At 74.3% G+C, this 21,783-nt stretch carries 19 protein-coding genes; 10 read left to right on the top strand and 9 right to left on the bottom strand.

Annotated features, from left to right (window positions below; all coding sequences use genetic code 11):
* Nucleotides 1-57 precede the first annotated feature (57 nt).
* The gene (locus ACFV04_RS32365) at nucleotides 58-483 is read right to left on the bottom strand and encodes an SsgA family sporulation/cell division regulator (protein ID WP_360258746.1); all 426 of its coding nucleotides are present in this window, start codon (nucleotides 481-483) and stop codon (nucleotides 58-60) included.
* 252 nt (nucleotides 484-735) lie between these two features.
* On the opposite strand from ACFV04_RS32365, the gene ACFV04_RS32360 reads away from it, so the two are divergent.
* Nucleotides 736-1,278: an NUDIX domain-containing protein gene (locus ACFV04_RS32360; RefSeq protein ID WP_360258749.1), complete on the top strand. Its 543-nt coding sequence runs from the start codon at nucleotides 736-738 to the stop codon at nucleotides 1,276-1,278.
* A gap of 62 nt (nucleotides 1,279-1,340) precedes the next feature.
* On the opposite strand, the gene ACFV04_RS32355 is transcribed toward ACFV04_RS32360, so the two are convergent.
* The 4 genes from ACFV04_RS32355 to pdhA form a co-directional block, all read right to left on the bottom strand.
* A complete protein-coding gene (locus ACFV04_RS32355) occupies nucleotides 1,341-2,774 on the bottom strand; it encodes a globin domain-containing protein (protein ID WP_380534355.1) in 1,434 nt (477 codons plus the stop codon).
* Nucleotides 2,775-3,287: 513 nt separating this feature from the next.
* Entirely contained in the window at nucleotides 3,288-4,676 is a 1,389-nt protein-coding gene (locus ACFV04_RS32350; protein WP_380534353.1) for a dihydrolipoamide acetyltransferase family protein, read from the bottom strand.
* Between the two features lie 5 nt (nucleotides 4,677-4,681).
* Nucleotides 4,682-5,677, bottom strand: a complete 996-nt coding sequence (locus ACFV04_RS32345; protein ID WP_360258758.1) for an alpha-ketoacid dehydrogenase subunit beta — start codon at nucleotides 5,675-5,677, stop codon at nucleotides 4,682-4,684.
* Nucleotides 5,677-6,816: a pyruvate dehydrogenase (acetyl-transferring) E1 component subunit alpha gene (gene pdhA / locus ACFV04_RS32340; RefSeq protein ID WP_380346676.1), complete on the bottom strand. Its 1,140-nt coding sequence runs from the start codon at nucleotides 6,814-6,816 to the stop codon at nucleotides 5,677-5,679. The genes ACFV04_RS32345 and pdhA overlap by 1 nt, the downstream gene beginning before the upstream one ends.
* 149 nt (nucleotides 6,817-6,965) lie before the next feature.
* On the opposite strand from pdhA, the gene ACFV04_RS32335 reads away from it, so the two are divergent.
* Nucleotides 6,966-7,439: an Lrp/AsnC family transcriptional regulator gene (locus ACFV04_RS32335; protein WP_360258764.1), complete on the top strand. Its 474-nt coding sequence runs from the start codon at nucleotides 6,966-6,968 to the stop codon at nucleotides 7,437-7,439.
* Nucleotides 7,440-7,533: 94 nt separating this feature from the next.
* Here the strand turns inward: ACFV04_RS32335 and ACFV04_RS32330 are convergent, their stop codons facing one another.
* The gene (locus ACFV04_RS32330; RefSeq protein WP_360258767.1) at nucleotides 7,534-8,118 is read right to left on the bottom strand and encodes a TetR/AcrR family transcriptional regulator; all 585 of its coding nucleotides are present in this window, start codon (nucleotides 8,116-8,118) and stop codon (nucleotides 7,534-7,536) included.
* 175 nt (nucleotides 8,119-8,293) lie between these two features.
* On the opposite strand from ACFV04_RS32330, the gene ACFV04_RS32325 reads away from it, so the two are divergent.
* From ACFV04_RS32325 to ACFV04_RS32315, 3 genes are all read left to right on the top strand, one after another.
* Nucleotides 8,294-9,556, top strand: a complete 1,263-nt coding sequence (locus tag ACFV04_RS32325; protein WP_380346677.1) for a hypothetical protein — start codon at nucleotides 8,294-8,296, stop codon at nucleotides 9,554-9,556.
* A 153-nt stretch (nucleotides 9,557-9,709) separates the two neighbouring features.
* Nucleotides 9,710-11,410 carry a phenylacetic acid degradation protein PaaN gene (gene paaN / locus ACFV04_RS32320; protein ID WP_380534350.1) on the top strand — a complete coding sequence of 567 codons (1,701 nt, stop codon included), beginning with the start codon at nucleotides 9,710-9,712 and terminating at the stop codon, nucleotides 11,408-11,410.
* 146 nt (nucleotides 11,411-11,556) lie between these two features.
* The gene (locus ACFV04_RS32315) at nucleotides 11,557-13,047 is read left to right on the top strand and encodes an FAD-dependent monooxygenase (RefSeq protein WP_380346679.1); all 1,491 of its coding nucleotides are present in this window, start codon (nucleotides 11,557-11,559) and stop codon (nucleotides 13,045-13,047) included.
* A gap of 152 nt (nucleotides 13,048-13,199) precedes the next feature.
* Here the strand turns inward: ACFV04_RS32315 and ACFV04_RS32310 are convergent, their stop codons facing one another.
* Nucleotides 13,200-13,766 (bottom strand): CGNR zinc finger domain-containing protein, encoded by a 567-nt coding sequence (locus ACFV04_RS32310; protein WP_380534348.1) that lies wholly within the window; start codon nucleotides 13,764-13,766, stop codon nucleotides 13,200-13,202.
* Nucleotides 13,767-14,022: 256 nt separating this feature from the next.
* On the opposite strand from ACFV04_RS32310, the gene ACFV04_RS32305 reads away from it, so the two are divergent.
* The 4 genes from ACFV04_RS32305 (at nucleotide 14,023) to ACFV04_RS32290 (ending at nucleotide 19,250) form a co-directional block, all read left to right on the top strand.
* Complete coding sequence (locus ACFV04_RS32305) at nucleotides 14,023-16,185, top strand: protease pro-enzyme activation domain-containing protein (protein ID WP_380346681.1); 2,163 nt, start codon at nucleotides 14,023-14,025, stop codon at nucleotides 16,183-16,185.
* Between the two features lie 326 nt (nucleotides 16,186-16,511).
* Nucleotides 16,512-17,564 (top strand): XRE family transcriptional regulator, encoded by a 1,053-nt coding sequence (locus ACFV04_RS32300; RefSeq protein WP_380346682.1) that lies wholly within the window; start codon nucleotides 16,512-16,514, stop codon nucleotides 17,562-17,564.
* A 194-nt stretch (nucleotides 17,565-17,758) separates the two neighbouring features.
* Nucleotides 17,759-18,229 carry a VOC family protein gene (locus tag ACFV04_RS32295; protein ID WP_380534346.1) on the top strand — a complete coding sequence of 157 codons (471 nt, stop codon included), beginning with the start codon at nucleotides 17,759-17,761 and terminating at the stop codon, nucleotides 18,227-18,229.
* 109 nt (nucleotides 18,230-18,338) lie between these two features.
* Nucleotides 18,339-19,250 (top strand): pyridoxamine 5'-phosphate oxidase family protein, encoded by a 912-nt coding sequence (locus tag ACFV04_RS32290; RefSeq protein WP_380346684.1) that lies wholly within the window; start codon nucleotides 18,339-18,341, stop codon nucleotides 19,248-19,250.
* 193 nt (nucleotides 19,251-19,443) lie between these two features.
* Here the strand turns inward: ACFV04_RS32290 and ACFV04_RS32285 are convergent, their stop codons facing one another.
* Nucleotides 19,444-20,193, bottom strand: a complete 750-nt coding sequence (locus ACFV04_RS32285) for a TrmH family RNA methyltransferase (protein WP_380346685.1) — start codon at nucleotides 20,191-20,193, stop codon at nucleotides 19,444-19,446.
* 5 nt (nucleotides 20,194-20,198) lie between these two features.
* Nucleotides 20,199-20,846 carry a TetR/AcrR family transcriptional regulator gene (locus tag ACFV04_RS32280; protein WP_380346686.1) on the bottom strand — a complete coding sequence of 216 codons (648 nt, stop codon included), beginning with the start codon at nucleotides 20,844-20,846 and terminating at the stop codon, nucleotides 20,199-20,201.
* A 105-nt stretch (nucleotides 20,847-20,951) separates the two neighbouring features.
* Here ACFV04_RS32280 and ACFV04_RS32275 point away from each other — a divergent pair, with 105 nt between their 5' ends.
* Nucleotides 20,952-21,683 (top strand): hypothetical protein, encoded by a 732-nt coding sequence (locus ACFV04_RS32275; RefSeq protein WP_380534343.1) that lies wholly within the window; start codon nucleotides 20,952-20,954, stop codon nucleotides 21,681-21,683.
* Nucleotides 21,684-21,783: the final 100 nt, after the last annotated feature.

The following is a 21,783-nucleotide window of genomic DNA, read 5'->3' as shown; positions in this document are numbered from 1 at the left end:
GTGGACCACCCGGGTGCGGGCCCCTTCGCCGTCCCGTCGGCGACGCCCCGCGGGCGCTCAGCCCGCGTTCTCGCGCCCCCGGAGGATGTCCGCGAGTTCGGCGTCGAGCTCCCGCCCGTCGAGTTCCCGCCCCACCGGCACCAGCCGGTCGGTGCGCGCCAGGAAGGCGGCCAGCGACGCCGCCGGGGCCCGCAGCACCGCATCGCCGTCGGGGGAGCGCAGCACGACCCGGACCTCCGTCGGATCCGCGTCGTCCGGGCGGACGTGCACGTCGCCCTCGCCCGCCGGGCCGCCGATCCCGTCGAGCAGCAGTTCCCGCGCGAAGAACCAGGTGACCGGGGCGTTGCCGGGCAGGTGGAAGGTGAACCGGACGGCGTACGGATCGCCGGCCTCGTACGCCGCGTCCACCATGATGCGGAGGGAGAGTTCGTGCGAGACCACGAGGTTCATCACCAGGTGGTCCTGGACTGTGCTGTGCTGCATGGCGCCAGTACCTCTCGTTCTGCCCGGACGGTCGGTGCGCTGGGTCCGACGGCGACCGGACGCGGTTTCGACGTTTCCCGACGGCTTCGTGCGAACGGTCCACGTCCGTGCGCCCGGTGGTCGCCCATTGCAGCACAACGGCTCCCCGGACGGACGCATCCGACCGGGTCGGCGTTTCGACCCATTCCGTGGGTTTCGACGCATTCCCGGCGCGGGAGACTTCCGCACAACGCTCCTGCCCCGGAGGTGGCCATGGGCCCCGAACACCGAACCCCGCCACCGCGCCCGGTCGTGAAGCGCACCGCCCGGGCGATCCTGCTGGAGCTGGACCCGGACGACCCGCACGGCCCGGCCTCGATCGTGCTGATCCGGCGGGTCCGGCCGGGTGCGCCGCACCCGTACTGGATCACTCCCGGCGGCGGGGTCGAGCGCGGTGACCGCACGGTGGTCGAGGCCCTGCACCGCGAGGTGGACGAGGAACTCGGCGGCAAGGTCGTGGACGTGGTGCCCGCGTTCGTCGACACCATCAGCCACACGCACCACGACGACGGCACGCTGCTGCACCCGCACGGGGTCAAGGTGCAGCACTTCTTCGTCTGCCGGCTCGCGTCGATGGACCTCAGCCGGCGGCACGGGCCGGAGGTGACGGAGCCGAACGGCGAGTACGAGGTGGTCCGGCTGCCGTTCACCCGGGAGGGGGTCACCTCGGTCAACGTGGTGCCGCCCCGGCTGCGGGCGTACCTGGCGGCCAACATCGAGGGCATCCGCGCGCTGCTCGCGCCCGACCTCGGGTGATCCCGGGCGGTCGCAGGTGATCACCCGGCGGTCGCGGGTGGTCCCCGGGCGGTCGCGGGTGATCACCCGGCGGCCAGGTCGCCGACCAGGTCGTGCCGGATCCGCTCGGCCGGCACTCCGCAGCGCAGCAGCACCCCGACACCCCGGCGCACCATCGCGGGCGGTCCGCTGAGCACCGCGTCCCGGCCCGTCCACGGACCGAACCGGCTGACCACCTCGGGCAGTTCACCGGTCAGCGCGCCCTCGGCCGGACCGGCACCGGACAGCACCGGCCGGACCGTCAGCCAGGGGTTGGCCCGCGCCAGCTCACGCAGCCCGGCCAGCGCGTACAGCTCGGGGGCGCGGCGCGCACCGTAGAAGACCTCGACCCGGCGGCCGTGCGCGCCGTACTCGGCGACCTCCTCGACCAGGGCGAGGACCGGCGCGATGCCGGTGCCGCCGCCGAGGCAGAGCAGGTCCGTGCCGACGGTGTGGTCGACGGTCATCGAACCGGCCGCCGGGCCCAGCCGCAGGACGTCCCCGGGCACCGCCCGGTGGACCAGCGCGTTGCTCACCCAGCCCGCCTGGACGGCCTTGACGTGGAAGGTCAGCAGCCCGTCCGGGCGCGGGGCGGAGGCGAAGGAGAAGTGCCGCCAGACCCGCGGCCACCAGGGCGTCTCCAGACTGGTGTACTGCCCGGCCCGGAACGGGTACGCCTGGTCCGGACGGACGGTGATCACCGCGACGTCCCGGGCGGGGCGTTCGTGCCGGACCACCTCGCCCTGCCACCACGGCGGCGAGGTGCGGGCGGCCTCCTCGGCGGCCTCGATCATGATCGAGGAGATCAGCCGGTAGGCGCGGCGCCAGGCCAGCTCGGTGTCGGCGTCCCAGCGGCCGCCCGTGTACCGGGCCAGCGCCTGCACCAGGCACTCCCCCACCGGGGCGTAGTGGCCGGTCAGTGTGCCGTACCGGCGGTGGCCGCGGCCGAGCGCGGCCAGTCCGGTGCGCAGGGCCACCGGGTCCTCGGCGCCGCGCGCGGCGGACAGCAGGGCGCGGAACAGCCGGTCGCGCTGGACGTCCATGGCGGCGGGGAAGAGCGAGCGGACCTCGGGGTGGTAGAGGAAGAGCAGCGCGTAGAAGTGCGCGGTGGCCCGGTCGGCGACCGGCTCGACGGCGGCGAGGCTGACCCGGATCAGCTCGACGTCCCGGGCGGTGAGCGGCAGTTCGACGGCGGGGACGAGCAGCTGCCCGGGGGCGGCGGGGAGCCCGGCGGGCAGCGCGGCCGGCAGCGGGGCCGCCGGGAGCGCGGCCGGGGGCTGCGCCGACGGCGCCCGCACGGCCCAGGCGTCGCTCCACCTGTCCCCCGGTCCGGCCCAGTTGAGCCCGGGGGCGTCGGTGAACAGCGGGCGGAAGGCCGGCGAGGTGCCGGTGACCGAGACCGCCTCCGGGTGGCTCGGCGCGAGGTGGCCCGGCGCGAGGTGGCCCGGCGCCGGGACGGCCGGCGGTTCGGACGGCATCGCCGGGATCACCGGGCGAAGCCGTTCCGTCCCACGGGCGTCCGACCCGGGGGCATCCGTTCCACGGGCGCCCGGTACCGGCGGCAGGACGGCCGTGGGTGCCTGCGCGGGTGTCACCGGCGGCAGGTCCGGCGGGTCCAGCGGCATCGGCGGCCGTACGGTCGCTTCCGGCGCTTCCGGCGTCGGCGGCCCCTGGGGCGGGAGCTCCGGCAGGCCCGGGACGGAGGTGACCCCCGCCGAGCCGTGCCCGGTGCGGACCAGGAGAGTTCTGCGGGACTTCACCGCTACGTTTCGAGTACCCAAGAGAATCGTTTCGCCTCCGGCCGGCCTGCGCCACCACCTGGCTTGTCTCTGCTGACGCCTAGGCAGCGTGGCACGCCCGAACTGCTCATCCGACAAATCACGCGAAGCCCGGACACCCGCCCCGGCAACGCGCTACTCTCACTCGATCGCGGTTGCCCTGAGTGGCCCCCCGTCCACCCAGGGCAACCGCGCCGTCCGCGGCGGCCGCGCTCAGAGCTGCCGCAGCAGCATCCCCGGCTGCTCCACGCAGTCCGCGACGAAGCGCAGGAAGCCGCCCGCCGTCCCGCCGTCGCAGACCCGGTGGTCGAAGGTGAACGACAGCTGCGTCACCTCGCGCACCGCCAGCTCCCCGTGGTGGACCCAGGGCTTGGCGACGATCCGGCCGACCCCGAGCATCGCCGCCTCGGGGTGGTTGAGGATCGGGGTGGACCCGTCCACGCCGAACACCCCGTAGTTGTTCAACGTGAAGGTGCCGCCGGTCAGTTCGGCCGGAGTGAGCGAGCCACCCCGCGCCGACTCGGTCAACCGGGCCAGCTCCTCGCCGAGTTGCTCGGTGCTGCGGGCCTGTGCGTCCCGCACCACCGGGACGACCAGGCCGCGCTCGCCCTGCGCGGCGAAGCCCAGGTGCACCGCCGAATGCCGGACGATGCCCGAACCGTCCTCGGTCACCGAGGAGTTGAGTTCGGGGAAGCGTGCCAGCGCGACCGTGCAGATCCGGGCCAGCAGCGCCAGCACGCTCACCTTCGGGCCCGGCGTCGCGTTCAACTGCCGCCGCAGCGCCATCAGTTCGGTGGCGTCGACGTCCACCCAGCAGGTCGCGGCCGGGATCTCCCGGTGGCTGCGGCTGAGCTTCTCGGCCACCGCCTTGCGCAGCCCGCGCAACGGGACGACCACCTCCGGCCCGACGGGCGAGGCCGACGAGGAAGCCGACGGGGAGACCGACGCGGAGACCGGCCGGGCGACGGCCGGAGCGGCCACCCTGGCGGCGACCGCCCGTTCGACGTCCGCCCGCATGATCAGTCCGTCCGGCCCGCTCCCGCTGAGCGCGGCCAGGTCGACCCCCTGCTCCCGGGCCAGCCGCCGCACCAGCGGCGAGATCACCGGCAGGACGGCCGGACCGGCGGCCGCCACCGCGACCGGAGCGGCCGCCACCGGAGCCGGGGCAGCCGGGGCAGCCACGGCGGCGGCCACGACCGGGGCGCCACCCGCGGCGGCCACCCCGACCCGGCGCCGCCGACCGCCCTTGCCGGTCTCCGCGACGCCGTACCCGACCAGCGGCCGCTCGACCTCGGCGGAGGGCCGGTCCGCAGGCGCACCGGCGGGCCCGGCCGGCTCTCCGGCACCCCCGTCCGCCGCCGCCACCGCGACCGTCACCAGCGCCGCGCCGACGGCGATCTCCTCGCCCTCCTCGCCGTACCGCGCGGTGACCACCCCGCCGTACGGGCAGGGCACCTCCACCACGGCCTTGGCGGTCTCCACCTCGACCACCGGCTGGTCGACGGCGATGACCTCGCCGACCTCGACCATCCAGCGCACGACTTCCGCCCCGGTGAGTCCCTCACCGAGGTCGGGCAGCCGGAACTCCCGCACGACGGGCATCACGATCAGTCCTCCCACTGCAGCCGGGCGACCGCGTCCAGGATCCGGTCCACCCCGGGCAGGTGGTGGTGCTCCAGCATCGGCGGCGGGTACGGGATGTCGAAGCCGGTGACCCGCAGCACGGGCGCGGCCAGGTGGTGGAAGCAGCGCTCGGTGACCCGCGCGGCGATCTCCGCGCCGGTGCCGCCGAAGCCGGTCGCCTCGTGCACCACGACGGCCCGGCCGATCGAGCGCACCACCCGGCAGACCGTCTCGTCGTCGAACGGCACCAGGGTGCGCAGGTCCAGCACCGCCAGGTCCCAGCCCTCGGCCTTCGCCGTCTCGGCCGCCTCCAGGCAGACCGGCAGCGAGGGACCGTAGGTGATCAGGACGGCGGACGTGCCGGGGCGCCGCAGCACGGCCCGGCCGATCGGCTCGACCGGGGCCGCCGGGTCGAACTCGGCCTTGCCCCAGTAGAGCCGCTTGGGCTCCAGGAAGACCACCGGGTCGTCGGAGGCGATCGAGGCGCGCAGCAGCCCGTACGCGTCGGCCACCGTCGCGGGCGTGACCACGTGCAGACCCGGCGTGCTGGTGTAGTAGGCCTCGGAGGCGTCGCTGTGGTGCTCGACCCCGCCGATGCCGCCGCCGTACGGGACACGGACGGTGATCGGCAGCGGCAGCCGGCCCGCCGTGCGGTTGCGCATCTTGGCGACGTGCGAGAACAGCTGCTCCAGCGCCGGGTAGGCGAAGGCGTCGAACTGCATCTCGACCACCGGGCGCAGCCCGTACATCGCCATGCCGATCGCGGTACCGAGGATGCCGGCCTCGGCCAACGGGGTGTCCAGACAGCGGTCCGGGCCGAACTCGGCGGTCAGCCCGTCGGTGATCCGGAAGACGCCACCGAGCGCGCCGACGTCCTCGCCGAGGACGTGCACCGCCGGGTCCTCGCGCATGGTGTCCCGCAGCGCGGAGTTGAGCGCCTGCGCCATGGAGGCGGTACGGGAGGAAACGGCAGTGGACATCAGTGCTGCACCTCGGCCTCGGCGGCCAGCTCGGCGGACAACTGGGCGGCCTGCTCCCGCAGCTGCGGGGTCGGCTCGGCGTAGACGTGGGCGAACAGCGCCATCGGGTCGAGTTCCGGATCGGCGTGGAACTCGGCCCGCATCCGGGCGGCGAGCGCCTCCGCCTCCTCGGCCGCCTCCTGCACGAGCCGGTCGTCCAGCACGCCGAGTCCGCGCAGCGCGCCCTCCATCAGCAGGATCGGGTCGTGCTCCCGCCAGGCGGCGACCTCGGGCTCGGTGCGGTAGCGGGTGGCGTCGTCGGCGTTGGTGTGCGCCTCGATCCGGTAGGTCAGCGCCTCGACCAGGGTCGGGCCGCCGCCGCTGCGGGCCCGCTCGACCGCCTCGGCCAGCACGGAGTGCACGGCGGGGGCGTCGTTGCCGTCCACCAGCCGGCCCGGCATGCCGTAGCCGACGGCCTTGTGCGCCAGGCTGGGCGCGGCGGACTGCGCGCTGAGCGGGACGGAGATCGCGTAGCCGTTGTTCTGCACCAGGAAGACCACCGGCGCGTTGAGCACGGCCGCGAAGTTCAGGGCCTCGTGGAAGTCGCCCTCGCTGGTGCCGCCGTCGCCGAGCATCGCCAGCGCGACGGCCGGCTCGCCGCTGAGCCGGGCGGCGTGGGCCAGCCCGACGGCGTGCGGAGCCTGGGTGGCGAGCGGGGTGCAGAGCGGGGCGGTGCGGGTGGCGCGCGGGTCGTAGCCGGTGTGGGCGTTGCCGCGCAGCAGGGTCAGTGCCTCCAGCGGGTCGACGCCCCGGGAGACCACGGCGAGGGTGTCGCGGTAGCTGGGGAACAGCCAGTCGCGCTCGCCGAGCACCAGCGCGGCGGCGACCTGGCAGGCCTCCTGGCCGGTGGACGCCGGGTAGACGGCGAGGCGGCCCTGCTTGGTCAGGGTGGTCGCCTGCTGGTTGTAGCGGCGGCCGACGACCAGGCGCCGGTAGAGCTCGCACAGCAGCGCCGGGTCGTACTTCTCCAGCGCGGGGGTGCCGAGCACCCGGACGGGGGAGAGGTCCGGGAGCAGGGGGGCCGGGTCGGTGCGCGGGGCGGTGGCGCCGGGCGACCAACCGGGCACGCCCGTGTGGTGTCTGTGGTCGAGAACGGTCATCTCGGGGCACCTCCAGGGGTGGCGGGGGCTCCCTACCGATTGTTCGGTCGTCTGTTCATCTTGACCAGAAGCGTGACAAGGTGGTGGACATTCGGCCTGAGCAGCGGTCGACTGGTGGCAAGGTGTCCAATCGGTGAGGGTGGGGGGTCATGTCGGCTGAACAGATGTCCAGGCTCGACCGGGTCGACCGTTCGATCCTGCGGCTGCTGCAGCAGGACGGTCGCGCCTCGATCCGCTCGGTGGCCGAGCGGGTGCACGTGTCCCGGGCCAATGCGTACGCCCGGATCTCCAGGATGGTCGAGGACGGCATCATCCGCGGCTTCACCGCTCGGGTGGACCACGAACGGGCAGGTCAGGCCGCGTCCGCGTACATCACCCTGAAGATCGTCCAGAACTCCTGGCGCACGGTCCGGGAGCAGCTGCTGGAGCTGCCCGGGGTGGCGCACATCGCCCTGGTCGGCGGGGACTTCGACGTCCTGCTGCTGGTGCACACCGCCGACAACCGGGCCCTGCGGGAGCTCGTGCTCAACCGCATCCAGTCCATCCCCCAGGTGCTCGGCACCCGCACCATGCTGGTCTTCGAGGAGACCGACCAGGTCCCGCCCGACCCGCAGACCCCCTGACGCCCACCGGCGCCGCAGACCCCCTGACGCCCCCGGGCGCCGCCGCCCCCCGGACATCCCGCCGGGCGACCGGCGACCGGCGCCCGGCTACCGGCTACCGCGCCCGCAGCCCGTCGAAGGCCAGGTGCACCACCGCGTCCGCGACGCCGTCCGCGGCCTTGAGCCCCGGCCGGTACCACTCCACGATCGAGTTGATCATCCCGAACAGCAGCCGGGTGGCCAGCCGCGGCTCCACGTCCGCCCGCAGCGACCCGTCCGCGACCGCCGCCCGCAGCAGCTCCGCGACCTGGTGGTCGAAGTCCCGGCGCCGCTCCAGCGCCCACTGCTCGGTGGCCGTGTTGCCGCGCACCCGCAGCAGCAGCGTCACGTACGGCAGCTCCGCCAGCAGCACCTCCGCGGTGCGCCGCACCACGTGCTCCAGCCGTTCCACCGCCGGACCGCCGACCGCCGCCGGCTCGGCCAGGATCGCGAACAGACCGTCCAGCGCCCGTCCGACCGCCAGCCGCAGCAGCTCCTCCTTGCCGCGGACGTGGTGGTAGATGGAGGACTTGGAGATCCCGGCCGCCCGGGACAGGTCCTCCATCGAGGTGCCGTCGTAACCGCGCTCGTTGAAGACGTCGACGGTCACCGCGAGCAGTGACTCCACGGTGTAGGCGGTGCGCGTGGTGTGATCGGCCATCCTCCGAGTATCCCCGGCCCCCCGAGGCGGTAGTCGATCGGGTCCGTCCGGTCCGCACCGGCCCGCTCCGGTCCACACCAGCCGGGGGAGCCGGGGCCCGGCAAGACCGGCCGGACTGGGCCTAGACTCTGCGGACGATCCGTCCACGTCCAGAGCAGGCTGGGGTCCACGGCTGATGAACGCAATACCGGCAGTCGCCTCCGACGTGCCCGAGCAGCGCAGCGGGGGGCCGACGGAGGCGCACGGCTGGCAGGAGCGGGCCCGGGCACTGGTGGTGCGCTTCGGCCCGGCCGTGTGGTGCTACGCGGTGCTCAAGCTGATCGGCTTCACGGCGTTCATGAAGCTGCTCTCCTTCGCCGGCGACTACGCCAGGAAGCCGGCCCGGTTCGGCGGCGGCGCCAACCCCTGGGACGTGCTGGCCAGCTGGGACGGCTGGTGGTACCAGCAGGTCGCGCAGTTCGGCTACCACCCGGCGCTGGTCCCGATCGTGGGCTCGGAGGGCTACAACGTCGAGCAGAACTCGGCCGCCTTCTTCCCGCTCTACCCGGGTCTGATGCGGCTGACCTCGGAGGTCACCCCCTTCGGCCTGTACGGCGCCGGGATGCTGGTCTCGGTGGTGGCCTCGCTGTTCGCCGCCGCCGGGATCTACGCCGTGGTGGAGAAGCTGACCGGGGACGCCCGGACGGGCGTGATCGCGGCCGGGATCTGGGCGATCGCCCCGGGCTCCGGCGCCGAGTGGGCGGTCTACTCGGACTCCACCTTCGTGGCGCTGGCCGCCTGGGCCTGCTACTGCGTGATGACCAAGCGGTGGGTCGCGGCCGGGGTGATCACCCTGGTCTCGGGGCTCAACCGGCCGACCGCGGCGGCCCTGATAGGAGCCGTGGGCCTGGCCGCACTGGTCGAGCTGTACCGGCGGGAGAGCGGCGTGCTGCGCCCGCTGACCGCCATCCTGCTGGCCCCGGTCGGCCTGCTCGGCTACGTCGGCTGGGTGGGCTGGCGGATGGGCGAGTGGGGCGGCTACTTCCGGCTGCAGCACGACGCCTGGCTGCACTACTTCGACGGCGGCCAGGGCACCTGGCACGCGATCCGCGGCGTGCTGCTGGGCCGCAGCGACTACCCCTTCGCGTTCCCGGTGCCGGACCTGCTGGCGACCCTGATCGTGTTCACCCTGCCGGTGCTGATCGTGCTGATGATCCGGCTGCGTCCGCCGCTGGTGCTGACCGCCTACACGCTGGCCACGATCGTCTCGGTGCTCGGCAGCCTCGGCATCTTCGGCAACACCTCGCGCTACCTGCTGCCCGCCTTCCCGCTGTTCATCGCGCTCGCGATCGCGATGCGCAAGCTGAGCTGGCCGGTGCTGGCCACCGTCCTGGGCACCGGCGCGCTCGCGTCCGGCTGGTACGCCGGGTACGTGCTCTTCGAGCTGGGCGTGCCGTAGACCCGGATCCGCCGCAGGCACCCGGAGGGCGCGTCCGCCACGGACGCGCCCTCCGTCCGTTCCGGCGGATTCCCACCCCTGCACCCTCTTGAGCCGACCGATCGTTCGGTTACTCTGTGACGTGTCCCGTCCTCCCCCCTGAGGAGCGCACAGATGTCCGCAGCGGTCACCCACCCCCTCGTCAGCGAGCTGGTCGAGCGCCACCAGGCCACCCTGGACGCCGCGCTCGCCGCCGCCGCCGACCGCGACTACTGGTCGCCCTACCCCGAGTTCCCCAAGGCGTACGGCGAGAGCGGCCCCGCGGACGGCAAGGCCGCCTTCGACGCCCTGCTCGGCAAGCCCTTCGCCCTGGAGGGCCACCCCACCGACGGCGACCAGGTCGGCGGCGAGGCCTCCCCGTACGGCGTCGAGCTGGGCATCACCTACCCGCACGCCGACCCGGACGCCCTGATCGCCGCGCTCACCGCCGCCCGCCCCGGCTGGGCCGCCGCCTCCCCGCTGGAGCGCGCCGCCGTCTGCCTGGAGATCCTGCACCGGATCAACGCCCGCTCCCACGAGTTCGCCCAGGCCGTCATGCACACCACCGGCCAGGCCTACGGCATGGCCTTCCAGGCCGGCGGCCCGCACGCCCAGGACCGCGGCCTGGAGGCCGTCACCTACGCCTACGCCGAGCAGACCCGGCTGCCCGCGCGGGCCGACTGGACCAAGCCCCAGGGCAAGCGCGACCCGCTGGTGATGACCAAGGAGTTCACCGTCGTCCCGCGCGGCCTGGCGCTGCTGATCGGCTGCAACACCTTCCCGACCTGGAACGGCTACCCCGGCCTGTTCGCCTCGCTGGCCACCGGCAACCCGGTGCTGGTCAAGCCGCACGCGCGGGCCGTGCTGCCGCTCGCGCTGACCGTCCGCACCGCCCGCGAGGTGCTCGCCGAGGCCGGCTACGACCCCAACCTGGTCTGCCTGGCCGCCGAGCACGACGGCGGCACCGTCGCCGCGACCCTCGCGGTCCGCCCCGAGATCAAGATGATCGACTACACCGGCTCCACCGCCTTCGGCGACTGGCTGGAGGAGAACGCCAAGCAGGCCCAGGTGTACACCGAGAAGGCCGGCGTCAACGCCGTCCTCATCGACTCCACCGACGACTACAAGGGCATGCTGGGCAACCTGGCCTTCGCGCTCTCGCTCTACAGCGGCCAGATGTGCACCACCCCGCAGAACGTCCTGATCCCGCGCGGCGGCATCAGCACCGACCAGGGCGACAAGACCTACGACGAGGTGGTCGCCGACCTCGCCGGCGCGATCGAGGGCCTGCTCTCCGACGACGCCCGCGCCGCCGCCATCCTCGGCGCCGTGGTCAACCCGGGCGTGCTGCAGCGCTCCGCCGCCGCGGCCGGCGGCGAGTACGGCGAACTCGCCCTCGCCCCGCGCGCGGTGACCTCGCCCGACTTCCCCGGCGCGACCGTCCGCACCCCCGCCCTGGTCAAGCTGAACGCCGACAAGCCGGACGACCGCTCGGTCTTCCGCAGCGAGTGCTTCGGCCCGGTCTCCTTCGCCGTCGCCGTGGAGTCCACCGCCGCCGGCGTCGAGCTGCTGCGCACCACGGTCCGCGAGAAGGGCGCCATGACCGCCTCCGGCTACACCACCTCGCCCGAGGTGGAGGCCCTGCTGGTCGAGGCCGCACTGGACTCCGGCGTCTCGCTCTCGCTCAACCTGACCGGCGGTGTCTACCCCAACCAGACCGCCGCCTTCTCCGACCTGCACGGCACCGGCGCCAACCCGGCCGCCAACTCGGCCTACTGCGACGGCGCGTTCGTCGCCAACCGGTTCCGCACGGTGGAGATCCGCCGGCACCGCTGAGCAGCCCCACCGGCACCCCCGGGCCCCGGCGGTCACCCACCGCCGGGGCCCGGCGGTTCACAGCTCCCGCCGGGCCCGCGATGATGGAGGCTGGGAGAACGCCGGGAACGGCGTCCAACCGCCCTCCGAACACCGGGAGCTGATACATGGCCGTGAAGCCGACGACCGAAACCGACGTCCTGATCGTCGGCGCCGGACCCACCGGGCTGCTGCTCGCCGGCGACCTCGCCGCCGCCGGCGTCGGCGTCACCGTGCTGGAGAAGCGGGCCGCCGGGTCCGACCTCACCCGCGCCTTCGCCGTGCACGCCCGCAGCCTGGAGCTGCTGGACGCCCGGGGCCTCGCCGACGACCTGATCGCCACCGGCCGGCCGCTCGGCGCGCTGAAGATGTTCGGCCGCTTCGGCATCGACCTCGGCTCGCTGCAGACCCGCTTCCCGTTCGTCCTGATCACGCCGCAGTACAACGTCGAACGGCTGCTCCTGGAGCGCGCGGAGAAGGCCGGCGCCACCCTGGTGCGCGGCGCCGAGGTCACCGGGCTGCGCCAGGACGCCGACGGCGTGACCGTGGAGACCGCCGACGGGGGGACCCACCGCGCCGCGTACGCGGTCGGCACCGACGGCGTCCGCTCCGCCGTCCGCGACCTGCTCGGCATCCCGTTCCCCGGCGAGTCGGTGGTCGACTCCGTGGTCCTGGCCGACGTCCGGCTGGAGCACGAACCCGACGAGGCGATCACCGTCGGCGCCAACGAGGCCGGTTTCGCCTTCATCGCCCCGTTCGGCGACGGCTGGTTCCGGATCATCGCCTGGGACCGCCACGAGCGCTTCCCGGACGGCACCACCCCCACGACCGAGCAGCTCACCGCCCTCACCCGGGCCATCCTCGGCGAGGACTTCGGCCTCCGCGACGTCCGCTGGAGCTCGACCTTCCACAGCGACGAGCGCCAGGCCCCCAACTACCGCTCCGGCCGGGTCTTCCTGGCCGGCGACGCCGCCCACTGCCACTCCCCGGCCGGCGGCCAGGGCATGAACACCGGCCTGCAGGACGCCGCCAACCTCTCCTGGAAGCTCGCCGCCGCCCTCCGCGGCCGGGCCACCGACGCCCTGCTGGACACCTACCAGACCGAACGGCACCCGGTCGGCAAGACGGTCCTGCGCACCTCCGGCGCGCTGATCCGGCTCGCCCTCGCCGAATCCGCCCCCACCCGCGCCCTGCGCGGGGCGCTCACCGCGCTGGGCGGCCACCTCGACCTGGTCACCGAACGCGGTGCCCGGCTGGTCTCCGGCATCGGCATCTCCTACCCAGCCCCCAAGGACGCCCACCCGCAGGTCGGCAAGCGCGTCCCGGACCTGCGGCTGACCGCCCTCAGCAAGCCCGTCGAAGGCGCCCCGGCCGCGCCCGAGCGGCTCTACGAGGCGCTGCGCGCCGGAGCGTTCGTCCTCGTCAGCAACGACGAACTGGCCGCCGCCGAGCCCTGGGCCGACCGCATGGTCTCGGCCGCCCCCGCCGACCCGCACGGCAAGCTGCGCGACACCGTCCTGCTGATCCGCCCGGACGGCTACGTCGCCTGGGCCGCCGTCGACCCCGGTCAGGGCGAACTCCGCGCCGCCCTCACCACCTGGCTCGGCAGCCCGGCCTGACGCCCGGTCCGGGCGGGCCGCGACGCCCGCCCGGACCGCACCGCCCGGACGCCGCCGCCGACACCCCCACAGGCACCACGGGCACCACCGGCCCCCGCGCGGCGCCCCCGCCCGGCGAACCCCCGGACCCCGACCATTCGTTCGGTCGTCCGTTAACCCCGCGCCTTCACGTAGTGCCGCGCCGCCTTCGCGCGATTCCCGCACACCGCCATCCGGCACCACCGCCGACGCCCGTTCTGCGAAGCGTCGAAGAAATGCAGAATGCACGCCTCGTGCGCGCACTGCTTCACCCGCGGCGCCCCCTGCCCGAGCAGCGTGAGGAAGTCGTCCGCGGCGAGCCAGGGCGCCAGCCACTCCGGCCGGTCGGCCTCGACCAGGTCCGTCGCGCCGCCCGGTCCGGCCGTCCGCCGGATCCGCCCGTGCGCCAGCACCGCGTCCAGTCCCGCCCGGGCCCCGACCCCCAACTCGCCCTGCTCGCGGGCGTCCTGGGCCGCCAGCAGGATCGCCTCGCGGGCCTGCCGGATCGCCGCGAGTCCCGCGTCGTCGGCCGTGCAGCGGTCGCCGAGCCCGGCGGAGGAGAGCCAGATCCCGTAGCCTTCGACCCCGGTGAGCAGGTCGTTGACGGGTGTCCCGGCCCAGCGCGTGTTGAGCAGGTCGAGCGCGAGCGGCTCGCCGATCAGCGGCCGCGGGTCCCCCGGGTCGGCCTTCACGTCGGTCATCGTCCTCCCTCGGTTCGGCCCGATTCTACGTCCGGGCCCCGCGCCGTGAATTGGTATGGACCGAGCCGTGAATTCCGGTCATTCACTGTATGGAATCACCGAGTTTCCCGGCCTCCACACTTGACTGTTTTTTAGCAACGAATTGCTTGATCATGAGCCACTTCGCACACCGGTTCTGTCATGTTCGAGCCAGCGTTCTCGACCCCGGAACGCCTGACCCCTTGCCGGCCCCCACAGCCGGCCAGAGGAGGATCCGTTGCGCCCCCGCTCCCTTGCTCTCGCCGCGGCGATAGCCGTGCTGCCGCTGACCGCCGTCTCGCTCGGCGTCTCCACCGCACAGGCCGCCACCCCCAACGCCGCCCCGCGCGTCGCCCTGCCGAACACCGTGAACCCGGCGGTCGCCCACTCGGAGAAGAAGGGCGACGTCCCGGCCGAGCAGCAGATCTCGGTGGCCGTCAGCCTGAAGCTGCGCAACGCCGACGCCCTGGACCGCTTCCTCACCGCGGTCGCCACGCCCGGAACCCCGGAGTACGGCCACTACCTGACGCCGGAGCAGTTCACCGCGCAGTTCGGCCCGACCCAGGCCTCCGTCGACCAGGTCAAGGCCTACCTGGCCCAGCAGGGCCTCACCGTCACCGAGGTGAGCGCCAACCGCCAGGTCGTCAACGCCCACGGCACCGCCGCCCAGGTCTCGCAGGCCTTCGGCACGCACGAGAGCGCGTACGTCGACCCGCAGCTGCAGCGCGCCTTCTTCGCCAACGACGCCGCCGCCTCGATCCCGTCCGACCTGGCCGCCGTGATCCAGGGCGTCAGCGGTCTGGACAACCACGCGGTGCGCAAGAACCGCCTGGCCACGCCGAACGCGATCACCCCGAACGCCGCCACGGCCAGCCCGAGCGGAATGTCCCCGGCGCAGTACACCGGTGCGTACAACCTGAACAAGACCGGCGCCGACGGCACCGGCACCACGGTCGCGCTGTGGGAGTTCGACGGCTACAAGTCGTCGAACCTCACCACCTACGACTCGCAGTTCGGCCTGACCGGCCCGGCCGTCTCCACCGTCTCGGTGGACGGCGCCAACTACGACTCCGCCCCCGGCCAGGGCCAGGGCGAGGTCGAACTGGACAGCGAGATCGTGCGCGGCGCGGCACCCAAGGCCACCCAGCTGGTCTACGAGGCCCCGAACAGCGACCAGGGCGAGATCGACATGGCCAACAAGATCGTGGCCGACAACCGCGTCTCGGTCATCTCGATCTCGTGGGGCTCCTGCGAGCCGGACACCACCGCCTCCTCGATGACGGCCGTCGACAACGCCTTCAAGCAGGCCGCCGCCCAGGGCATCTCGATCTTCTCCGCCTCCGGCGACGACGGCTCGCGCGACTGCACCCGCTCGACCAGCGGTTCGAGCGTCAAGGCCGTCGACTTCCCGGCCTCCAGCCCGCACCAGACCGGTGTCGGCGGCACCAACCTCAAGGTCGGCAGCGGCAACACCTACTCCTCGGAGAGCGCCTGGAGCACCGCCGGCGGCGGCGTCTCCACCGTGTTCGCCAAGCCGAGCTGGCAGACCGGCACCGGCGTCAGCGGCACCATGCGCACCGTCCCGGACGTCGCCTCCAACGCCGACCCGGCGAGCGGCTTCTCGATCTACACGGCCGGCGGCTGGCAGGTCTACGGCGGCACCAGCGCGGCCGCGCCGCTCTGGTCCGGCTACGCGGCCCAGTTCAACCAGAAGGCCAAGGCCGCCGGGCAGCCGGTCCTCGGCGAGGCGAGCCCGCGCCTGTACACGGTCGCGAACAGCAGCAGCTCCGGCAGCGTCTTCCACGACGTGACCACCGGCGCCAACCAGGACTTCTCCGCCAAGGCCGGCTACGACCAGGTCACCGGCTGGGGCTCCCCGGTCGCCGACGCCCTGACCACCGCCCTGCTCGGTGGCGGCGGCGGCACCACCCCGCCGCCCGGCGGCTGCACCGCCGCCCAGCTGGTCGCCAACGGCGGCTTCGAGACCGGCACCGCCGCCCCGTGGACCACCTCCAGCGGCGTGGTCGACAACAGCTCCTCCCAGGCCGCCCACTCGGGCAGCTGGAAGGCCTGGATGAACGGCTACGGCTCGACCCACACCGACACGATGTCGCAGACCGTCTCGATCCCGGCCGGCTGCACCTCCGCGAAGCTGACCTTCTGGCTGCACATCGACACCGCGGAGACCGGCTCCACGGCGTACGACAAGCTGACCGTCCAGGCGAACAGCACCACGCTGGCGACCTACTCCAACGTGAACGCCGCCGCCGGCTACGTGCAGCGCACCCTGGACCTGACCTCCTTCGCGGGCCAGACCGTGACGATCAAGTTCACCGGCACCGAGGACTCGTCCCAGCAGACCAGCTTCGTGGTCGACGACGTCGCGCTGAACGTCAACTGATCACCCTCCGGTAGCTCCCGGTGACACCGGGTGCTACCGGGCGGGCACCACCGATACCCCCGCCGGGGCGGCGCCGACAGGGCCCGCCCCGGCGGTGTCGCGTCCGGCCCCGCCCCGGCCGACGGGCCCGGTAAGGTCCGTGTTTCCACACTGTTTCAAGATCGCTAATCATCCGGTCGACCTGCCGTGACCACTGTCATACGCACGACTGATGACGTAGCCTCTCGACCGTGCATAGGGTTCCCCAAAGCTCGGTGAAGCCCCTGGAGGCGCGCCCCGGCGTCGGTCCGGTCCCACCGAACTCACCTGGTGGGGAGGGTCACCGCATGGCCGCACAGCAACCTCAGGACGCCGCGCGGCTGCGGCTGGTCGGGTCGCATACGGAGCGCCCGGGACCACCCGCACCCGCGGCGGGCCAGCCGCCCGCACCGAACCCGGCACCCGCGTCCGCCCCGGCGCCGACGCCGAACCCCGGCCGGCTCGCCCCGGTCGGCGGCTTCGCGGACACCCTGCACCTGGCCATCGAGGCCAGCGGCCTCAGCCTGGACCGGATCCGCGCCGCCCTCGCCCAACGCGGCGTCAGGGTCAGCGTCACGACGCTGAGTTACTGGCGGCGCGGCCGGAGCCAGCCCGAGCGGGCCAGCTCGCTGCGCGCCGTCCACCTGCTGGAGGAACTCCTCGGACTGCCGCACAGCGCGCTGTCGTCCCTGCTCGGCCCGCCCCGCCCACGCGGCCGCTGGGCCGCCGCGGCCAACACCCTGCACCTCGGACTGGAGGACGTCTGGCCGGGCGAGCAGGAGATCGCCTCGATCTTCGCGGAGCTGGACGCCCCGCCGGCCGGCGAGCTGGAGCGCCTGAGCATCCACGACTCGTACTACGTGGACGCCGAGCGGCGCGGCAACCTGCTGCGGATGCGCCAGGTGGTGCGCGCCACCGTCGGCGGCGTCGGCCGCTGCCTGGTCGTCCACAAGGCCGACGAAGAAGCCACCGGCTGCCCGGAGATCACCGCGGTGCGGCACGGCCGGCTGGGCCGGGTGCGCCGCCGCCCCGAGGTCGGGCTGACCGTCGCCGAGCTGATGCTGGACCGCCCGCTCGGCCTCGGCGACAGCACGGTCTTCGAGTACGAGGTGGAGATCCCGCCGGGCGGGCCCACCCTGGAGTACAGCCGCCGCTTCGCCACCCCGGTGCGCGAGTACGTGCTGCAGGTGCACTTCGACCCGGCCGCCGTCCCGGCGCACTGCGAGCGCTACGACCGCGAACCGGGCGCCGACGTCGACCACCGCCGCGAGCAGCTGTGGATCGGGGCTTCGGCGAGCGCCCACGTCCTGGCCCCGGACCAGCAGCCGGGCCACATCGGCATCCGGTGGGAGTGGGCCTGACCCGGCCCGCCCCCGCCGCCCCTCCCGCGCCCCGTCGGACCGCCAGGTCCGGCGGGGCTTTCGCGTGCCCGCCCGAAAAACTAACCACTTATCCCTCCAGTACCGGTTGACGATGCATCACCTAACTCCTAATCTCATGAGTACCGGTTAGGCAGCGGCCCCACCGGAACCACCGGCCCCGGGAGTGACCAGCCATGTCCAGCACCACCGCGATCCGCACCCTGCAGACCGGCCACGTGGGCCTGAACGTCACCGACCTGGCCCGGTCGATCGACTTCTACCGCGCCGTCCTCGGCCTCCAGGTCACCCACGAGGGCACCGACCCCGACCGCCGCTTCGCCCTGCTCGGCCGCGACGGCCGCCTGGTGGTCACCCTCTGGCAGCAGAGCACCGGCGGCTTCGCCACCGCCAACCCCGGCCTGCACCACCTCTCCTTCGAGGTCGAGAGCCTCGACGAGGTCCGCGCCACCGAGCGGCTGCTGCACGACCTCGGCGCCGGGTTCGCCTACGACGGCGTCGTCCCCCACAACGAGGGCTCGGCCTCCGGCGGCATCTTCTTCACCGACCCGGACGGCATCCGGCTGGAGGTCTACACCCGCACCGGCGTGGACGCGACCGAGGCCTCGGCCCCCACCACCGGCGCCCCGACCTGCGGCTTCTTCTAAGTCCTCGCCGAGCGCCCGGCCAGGCCCCGCCAGGCCCCGGCCGCGCCCTCGACCGAGCCCACGTCCGAACGCCGCCCGGTCCGGGCGACCTCCGGGAGGAGAGACCGGCATGACCACCACCAGCACGCCGTACCACGCCGGCGAGCGGGCCGCCCAGGCCCGGGCCGGCCGGACCGAACGCGCCGACCACGCCGGACGGTCGATCCGCGGCACCGTCCCGGCGGTCGCCGCCCGCTTCCTGACCGAACGGCGGATGCTGGTCGTCGGCGCCGCCGACCCCGACGGCCGGGTCTGGGCCACCCAGCTGGCCGGCCCGGCCGGCTTCCTCCGGGCGCCGGACGAGCGGACGTTGTCGGTCGCCGCCCGCCCGGCCGGGGACGATCCGCTGGCCGGGGCGCTGGCCCGCCCCGCCAAGGTCGGCACCATCGCCCTGGACCCGGCCGGCCGGCGCCGGATGCGGCTCAACGGCGACGCCGTCCCGGACGGCCGGGGCGGGCTGCTGATCAGCGCCGACGAGGTGGTCTCCAACTGCCCGAAGTACATCCAGCGCCGCACCCCGCTGGACCGTCCGGCCGCGGGCCCGCCCCGGGCCGTCGCCACGGGCTCCCGGCTGACGACCGCGCAGCGGCTGACCGCGGCCACCGCGGACACCTTCTTCGTCGCCACCACCGGGCCGGGCGGCAGCGTGGACGCCTCCCACCGCGGCGGCTTCCCCGGCTTCCTGGAGGCGGTGGCCCCGGACCGGCTGCGCTGGCCGGAGTATCCCGGCAACAGCATGTTCATGACACTCGGCAATCTGGAACTGGACCCGCGGGCCGGCCTGCTGCTGCCCGACTGGGAGACCGGCGGGGCGCTGCTGGTCACCGGCGAGGCCCGCACCGACTGGTCGGAGCAGGCCCGGCAGTCCGCCCCGGGCGCCGAGCGGATGGTCGAACTGGCCGTCACCGGCGTGGTCGAACTCGCCGACGCCACCCCGCTGACCTGGACCGACCCGGAGTACTCGCCGGCCATCCCGCGCTGACCCGGCCCCAGCCCCGGCCTCGGCCCGCGCCTCCGGCGAGGCCGACCGCAGGGCCACCCAGGCGTTCCAGCTCGCCCGGGGGCCGGCGCGGCAGCGAAGCCGACGGCATCCCCGGGCCGGACACCTGGCGCCGGCTCTTCTCCTGACGCCCCCGCCCCGCCGGGGCGCTGTGCCCCGCCGGGCGCACCGCGCCTCAGCGCTTCCCGGACATCCAGTGGAAGAGGCCCATCGCGACGCTGGTCGCCAGGTTGAAGCTGGACACCCCGGGCTGCATCGGCACCGCGACCAGCTGGTCGGCGCGCGCCCTGAGCTCCGCCGACACCCCGTGCCGCTCGGTGCCGAAGGCGAGCAGCGCGTCGTCCGGGAACGGCAGGTCGCGGATGTCCGCGCCCTCCGGGTCCAGTACGAACAGCGGCCCGGCGGGCAGCTGCGGCAGGGTCAGCCGCTCGACGGCGGTCGCGAAGTGCAGGCCCGCGCTGCCGCGCAGTACGGTCGGGTGCCACGGGTCGAGGTCCCCGGTGGTCACCACGCCCGTGGCGCCGAACCCGGCGGCCAGCCGGATCACCGCCCCGACGTTGCCCAGGTTGCGCGGGTTCTCCAGCAGCACCACCGGTGCCCGGCGCGGCCGCCGGTCCAGGGCGGCCAGGTTGGCCTCGGGGGAGGGCCGCACGGCCAGCGCGATCACCCCGGTCGGGTGCAGCCGGGGCGCCAGGGCGCGCAGCGCCGCCTCCGGCAGCTCCACCGCCAGCCCGTCCAGCGCCGGGGCCACGTCCGCGGCCAGCTCGGCGGCCAGCGCCAGCAGCGCGGCCCGGTCGGCGGTCAGCACCCGCCGGACGTCACCGCCGAACCGCAGCGCGTGCTTCAGCGCGTGGAACCCGTCCAGCAGCACCGCCCCCGGCTCCCGCTCGACGGCCCGCCACGCCCGCACCACCTCGTCGTCCATTCCGCTCACTCTGCCACCCGCTCCGGGGCCGGCTCACCGGGGCGCCCGGCCGCGGCGATCACCTCGTCGAAACCGAGCGCCCGGCCGGGCACGCCGTCGGGTGCGGCGGCCAGCCCGGCCAGGGCGAGGTCCAGGTGACGGCGGACCAGCGAGCCGTCCGCGTCGAGCGCGGCCAGCCCGCCCGGCAGCGGACGGGACAGCCGCACGCAGAGCAGCACCAGGTCGCCCGTCCCGACGTCGCGGCGCAGCCGCCCGGCCTCCTGTGCGGCCCGCAGCAGCCCCTCGACGGCGGTCACCGCGCCGCGGCGGACCGCCACCAGTTCCCCGTCCACCACCAGGCGCTCCAGCAGCACCACGATCGCGGCGCCCATCCGCAGGTCGGCGGCGGCGTGCACGAAGCGGCGCAGCGCCAGGTACGGGTCCTCCTCGGTCCGCCGCGCCTCCTCGGCGGCCCCGGTGAGCCGGGTCAGCAGGTCGACGACCAGTGCGCGGACCAGGGCCTCGCGGTCGGGAAAGCGCCGGTAGAGGGTGGCCGGGCCGACCCCGGCCCGGCGGACCACCGCGTCCAGCGGGGCGTCCGGGCCCCGCTCCAGGAACACCTCGCAGGCGGCGTCCAGGATCCTGCGCCGGCTGCGCTCCGCGTCGGACCTCATCCACTGCTCCCTAACCGGAGAAACTTTCTCCTCCTATGTTACCGTCGCCAGCGAAGCGGAGAAAATCTCTCCGCATCGTGGTTCCCATTGCCGAGGAGTGCCGCCATGACCACCACCGCGCCGCCGACCACCGGCACCGCACTGCCGACCACCGCACCGGCCGTCCGCACCGACATCGACGGCACCACCCACCCCCGCGAGGCCGTCCTCGCCTGGGAACTCGACCGCGCCCGCGCCGCCCTGCACCTGCTCAAGCAGCGCCTCGGCGACGACCGGACGCGCGAGCTGCTCGCCGCCGACACGACCGCCGCCGACACCGCCCTGGCCGGCTGGGCACACGCCTCCGCCGGCCGCTGGCGCACCGCCGTCACCGAACTCACCGCCACCGGCATCGACGCCGAACGCTTCCTCACCTGGTGGCAGGGCCGCCTGCACTGCGGCGATCGCACCGCCCTGCTCGCCGCCAACCCGGAGCACTACCTGGCCGACTCCACCGGCGACCGGGTCGAGATCATCGAGACCATCGGCACCGGCCCGGCCCGGTTCTTCCTCCGCTTCCACGACGACGCCCCCGACGACGCCCCCGACCGGCACACCCCCGACCGGCACACCCCCGACCACGCCGCCTTCCCGGTCCGCATCGGAGGCACCGGCACCCTCGCCGACGGCACCGAGGTCCTGCACGTCCTGCACGAGTTCGCCGACGCCCCGGACGGCCTGCGGATCCGCCTCACCGTCCGGTTCCCCGAGGCCGCTCCCGAGCACCTCGCCACCGGCCACCAGTGGCACTTCGCCTGCGAGTTCGCCAACTGGATCGAGGCCGCCCACCGCGCCTGACCCCGCCCCGCGCCCCCCCCCGCCCGACGCCCCCCCCTGGGCGGGCCCCCCGCCGCGGGCGCGGGGGGTGGGGCCGGGTCGCGGGTGAACTTGGTGAGCT

It is taken from the genome of Kitasatospora sp. NPDC059599 (genome assembly GCF_042735125.1).
Taxonomy (GTDB): Bacteria; Actinomycetota; Actinomycetes; order Streptomycetales; family Streptomycetaceae; genus Kitasatospora.
Note: the sequence above shows the minus strand (reverse complement) of the source record. Positions and strands in the feature narration are given on the sequence as shown.